5 protein-coding genes are annotated in these 4,222 nt (G+C 45.5%); all 5 read left to right on the top strand.

Going from position 1 to position 4,222, the window contains the following annotated elements; translation table 11 throughout:
• Positions 1-562 (top strand): PUA domain-containing protein (locus SORDD16_RS11850; RefSeq protein ID WP_347230207.1); only part of this gene is annotated, 562 nt, incomplete at its 5' end.
• Between the two features lie 9 nt (positions 563-571).
• The gene (locus SORDD16_RS05520) at positions 572-1,834 is read left to right on the top strand and encodes a glutamate-5-semialdehyde dehydrogenase (protein WP_061452670.1); all 1,263 of its coding nucleotides are present in this window, start codon (positions 572-574) and stop codon (positions 1,832-1,834) included.
• A 3-nt stretch (positions 1,835-1,837) separates the two neighbouring features.
• On the top strand, positions 1,838-2,635 hold the full coding sequence (gene proC / locus SORDD16_RS05515) for a pyrroline-5-carboxylate reductase (protein ID WP_061452669.1): 798 nt from the start codon (positions 1,838-1,840) through the stop codon (positions 2,633-2,635).
• A gap of 120 nt (positions 2,636-2,755) precedes the next feature.
• A complete protein-coding gene (gene tmk / locus SORDD16_RS05510) occupies positions 2,756-3,394 on the top strand; it encodes a dTMP kinase (RefSeq protein ID WP_061452668.1) in 639 nt (212 codons plus the stop codon).
• Positions 3,391-4,222: DNA polymerase III subunit delta' (locus SORDD16_RS05505; RefSeq protein ID WP_061452667.1), on the top strand; the 832-nt coding region annotated here is incomplete at its 3' end. The genes tmk and SORDD16_RS05505, both read left to right, overlap by 4 nt.

Here is a 4,222-nt window from a genome sequence, read left to right as displayed (position 1 = left end):
AGCCAAACGTTTGGAGAGAAATGAGACCATCAACCGTGAGATTATTGATATGGCTGGTGGAGCAGGTTCGTCAAACGGTACTGGGGGCATGCTGACAAAAATCAAAGCTGCAACTATTGCAACGGAGTCAGGTGTGCCAGTCTATATTTGCTCCTCCTTGAAATCAGATGCACTGATTGAGGCAGCGGAGGAGACCAAGGATGGTTCCTTCTTTGTTGCGCAAGAGAAGGGACTTCGTACCCAGAAACAATGGCTGGCCTTCTATGCTCAAAGTCAGGGAACGATTTGGGTAGATGGTGGAGCTGCAGAGGCACTTTCAAAAAACGGGAAAAGTCTCCTTTTATCAGGTGTGGTAGAAGTGGAAGGAAACTTCTCTTACCACGATATTGTCACAGTAGCAGATAAAGAAACAGGTCAATCTCTTGGAAAGGGACGTGTCCAATTTGGCGTCTCAGCTCTAGAAGACATGCTTCGTTCCCAAAAAGCTAAGGGAGTCTTGATTCACCGTGATGACTGGATTTCCATCACTCCTGAAATCCAGCTGCTCTTTACAGAATTTTAGAGGTGAACGATGGTAAGTACACAAGAACAATTTGAACAGGTACAGGCTGTTAAGAAATCAATCAATACTGCCAGTGAAGCAGTGAAAAACCAAGCCTTGCTAGCCATGGCTGATCAGTTATTGGCAGCTACTGAGGAGATTTTAGCAGCCAATGCCCTCGATATGGCAGCGGCTAAGGGGAAAATCTCAGATGTTATGCTAGACCGTCTTTATTTGGATGCGGGACGTATAGAAGCGATGGCAACTGGCATTCGTGAAGTGGTTGCTTTACCAGATCCCATTGGCGAAGTCCTAGAGACAAGTCAGCTTGAAAGTGGCTTGGTTATCACCAAGAAACGTGTGGCCATGGGGGTTATCGGTATTATCTATGAAAGCCGTCCAAATGTGACGTCTGATGCGGCTGCTTTGGCTCTCAAAAGTGGCAATGCGGTCGTTCTTCGTAGTGGCAAGGACGCCTACCAAACAGCTCATGCTATTGTCACAGCCTTGAAGAAGGGCTTGGAGACGACTACCATACATCCAGAGGTGATTCAACTAGTGGAAGATACCAGTCGTGAAAGTAGCTATGCTATGATGAAGGCCAAGGGTTATTTAGACCTTCTCATACCTCGTGGAGGGGCTAGTTTGATCAATGCCGTGGTTGAAAATGCTATCGTGCCTGTTATTGAGACAGGAACTGGGATTGTCCATGTCTATGTGGATAAGGATGCTGATGAAGACAAGGCTCTATCGATCATCAACAATGCTAAAACCAGTCGTCCTTCTGTCTGCAATGCCATGGAGGTCTTGCTAGTTCATGAAGACAAGGCAACAAGCTTCCTTCCTCGCTTGGAGCAAGTGCTGATTGCAGATCGAAAAGAAGCTGGACTGGAACCAATTCAATTTCGTTTGGATAGCACAGCAAGTCAGTTTGTTTCAGGTCGAGCAGCTGAGGTCCAAGACTTTGATACTGAGTTTTTAGATTATATCCTAGCGGTTAAGGTTGTGAGCAGTTTAGAAGAAGCAGTTGCCCATATTGAAGCCCACAGTACCCATCATTCAGACGCCATTGTGACGGAAAATGCTGAAGCTGCAGCTTACTTTACAGATCAGGTGGACTCTGCAGCAGTCTATGTCAATGCTTCAACTCGTTTCACCGATGGTGGGCAATTTGGTCTTGGATGTGAAATGGGAATTTCTACCCAGAAATTGCACGCGCGTGGACCTATGGGCTTGAAAGAGTTGACCAGCTACAAGTATGTGGTTACTGGTGACGGACAGATAAGGGAGTAAGAGATGAAGATTGGATTTATCGGTTTGGGGAATATGGGAGCTAGCTTGGCGAAAGCTGTCTTGCAGGGCAAGACGGGTGCTCAGATTCTCCTTGCCAATCGTAGTCAAGCGAAAGTAGATGCTTTCATTGCCAACTTTGGTGGTCAGGCTTCCAGCAATGAAGAAATTTTTGCAGAAGCAGATGTGATTTTTCTAGGAGTTAAGCCAGCTCAGTTCTCAGACTTGCTTTCTCAATATCAGATCATTCTTGAAAAACGAGAGAGTCTTCTTTTGATTTCCATGGCAGCTGGATTGACCTTGGAAAAACTAGCTAGTCTTATCCCAAGTCAACACCGAATCATTCGCATCATGCCCAATACACCAGTGGCTATCGGCCAAGGAGTGATTAGTTATGCCATGTCAGCAAACTGTCGTGCTGAGGACAGGGAACTCTTTTGTCAGCTTTTAGCCAAGGCTGGTCTCTTGGTTGAACTTGGGGATGGCTTAATCGATGCTGCGACAGGGCTTGCAGGTTGTGGGCCTGCCTTTGTCTACCTCTTTATCGAAGCTTTGGCAGATGCAGGTGTTCAGACAGGATTGCCACGAGAAACGGCCTTAAAAATGGCAGCCCAAACAGTAGTCGGCGCTGGGCAAATGGTTCTGGAAAGCCAGCAACATCCTGGAGTTTTGAAAGACCAAGTTTGCAGCCCAGGAGGTTCGACTATCGCGGGTGTAGCGAGTCTGGAAGAGCATGCCTTTAGAGGAACGGTCATGGAGGCAGTTCAGCAAGCCTACAAACGAACACAAGAACTAGGTAAATAAGAGGTTGGATGACTCCCAGCCTCTTTTATGGTCGATTGAATGGAGAAGAGACAAAAAGATTGTCACAAAAACCTATTTTTTTGATAGAATAGAAGGTAGAAAAAAAGAAATGAGTTAGACATGTCAAAAGGATTTTTAGTCTCTCTTGAGGGACCAGAGGGAGCAGGAAAGACCAGTGTTTTAGAGGATCTACTCCCAATTTTAGAGGAAAAAGGAGTAGAGGTGCTGACGACCCGTGAGCCAGGTGGAGTCTTGATTGGAGAGAAGATTAGGGAAGTGATTTTGGATCCAAGTCATACGCAGATGGATGCTAAGACTGAACTACTTCTCTATATTGCCAGTCGTAGACAGCACTTGGTGGAAAAAGTTCTCCCTGCTCTTGGAGATGGTAAGTTGGTCATTATGGACCGCTTCATCGATAGTTCTGTTGCCTATCAGGGATTTGGCCGTGGCTTGGATATTGATGCCATTGATTGGCTCAATCAGTTTGCGACAGATGGCCTCAAACCCGATTTGACACTTTATTTTGACATCGAGGTGGAAGAAGGTCTGGCTCGCATTGCTGCCAATAGTGATCGCGAGGTCAATCGTTTGGACTTGGAAGGTTTGGACTTGCATAAAAAAGTTCGTCAAGGTTACCTTTCTCTTCTGGACAAAGAAGGAAATCGCATGGTTAAGATTGATGCGAGTCTTCCTTTGGAGCAAGTTGTGGAAACTACCAAGGCTGTCTTATTTGACAGAATGGGCTTGGATAAATGAAACAAGATCAGCTAAAGGCTTGGCAGCCAGACCAGTTTGACCGCTTTGTCCGTATCCTAGAACAAGACCAGCTCAATCACGCCTATCTCTTTTCAGGTTTCTTTGGAAGCTTAGAAATGGCGCAGTTTTTGGCTAAGAGCCTCTTTTGTACGGATAAAGTAGGCGTTTTGCCATGTGAAAAATGCCGAAACTGCAAGCTGATTGAACAGGAAGAATTTCCCGATGTTACCTTGATTAAGCCAGTCAATCAGGTCATCAAGACAGAACGCATTCGGGAATTGGTGGGTCAGTTTTCTCAAGCAGGGATTGAAGGTCAGCAGCAGGTTTTTATTATCGAGCAGGCGGAGAAAATGCATCCCAACGCAGCTAATTCTCTGCTCAAGGTCAACGAAGAACCCCAGAGTGAAGTTTACATTTTCTTCTTGACCAGCGATGAGGAAAAGATATTACCGACTATCCGAAGTCGGACCCAAATTTTTCACTTTAAAAAGCAAGAAGAAAAGCTCATCCATCAATTAGAGCAAGCAGGTCTAGTTAAGAAAAAGGCGATTCTTTTAGCCCAGTTTAGTCAATCGCGTGCTGAAGCAGAAAAACTGGCAAACCAGGCAAGTTTTTGGACCTTGGTCGATGAGAGCGAACGCCTGCTGACCTGGTTACTAGCCAAGAAAAAAGAAAGTTATCTTCAGGTTGCTAAATTAGCTAGCTTGGCAGATGACAAGGAAAAACAAGATCAGGTCTTGCGAATCCTCGAAGTGCTCTGTGGACAGGACCTCTTGCAAGCAAGGATTCGACAGATTCTAAAAGATTTGCTAGAAGCTAGAAAAATGT

The sequence above is a fragment of the Streptococcus oralis genome (assembly GCF_001578945.1).
Classification (GTDB): Bacteria; Bacillota; Bacilli; order Lactobacillales; family Streptococcaceae; genus Streptococcus; species Streptococcus oralis_Q.
Note: the sequence above shows the minus strand (reverse complement) of the source record. Positions and strands in the feature narration are given on the sequence as shown.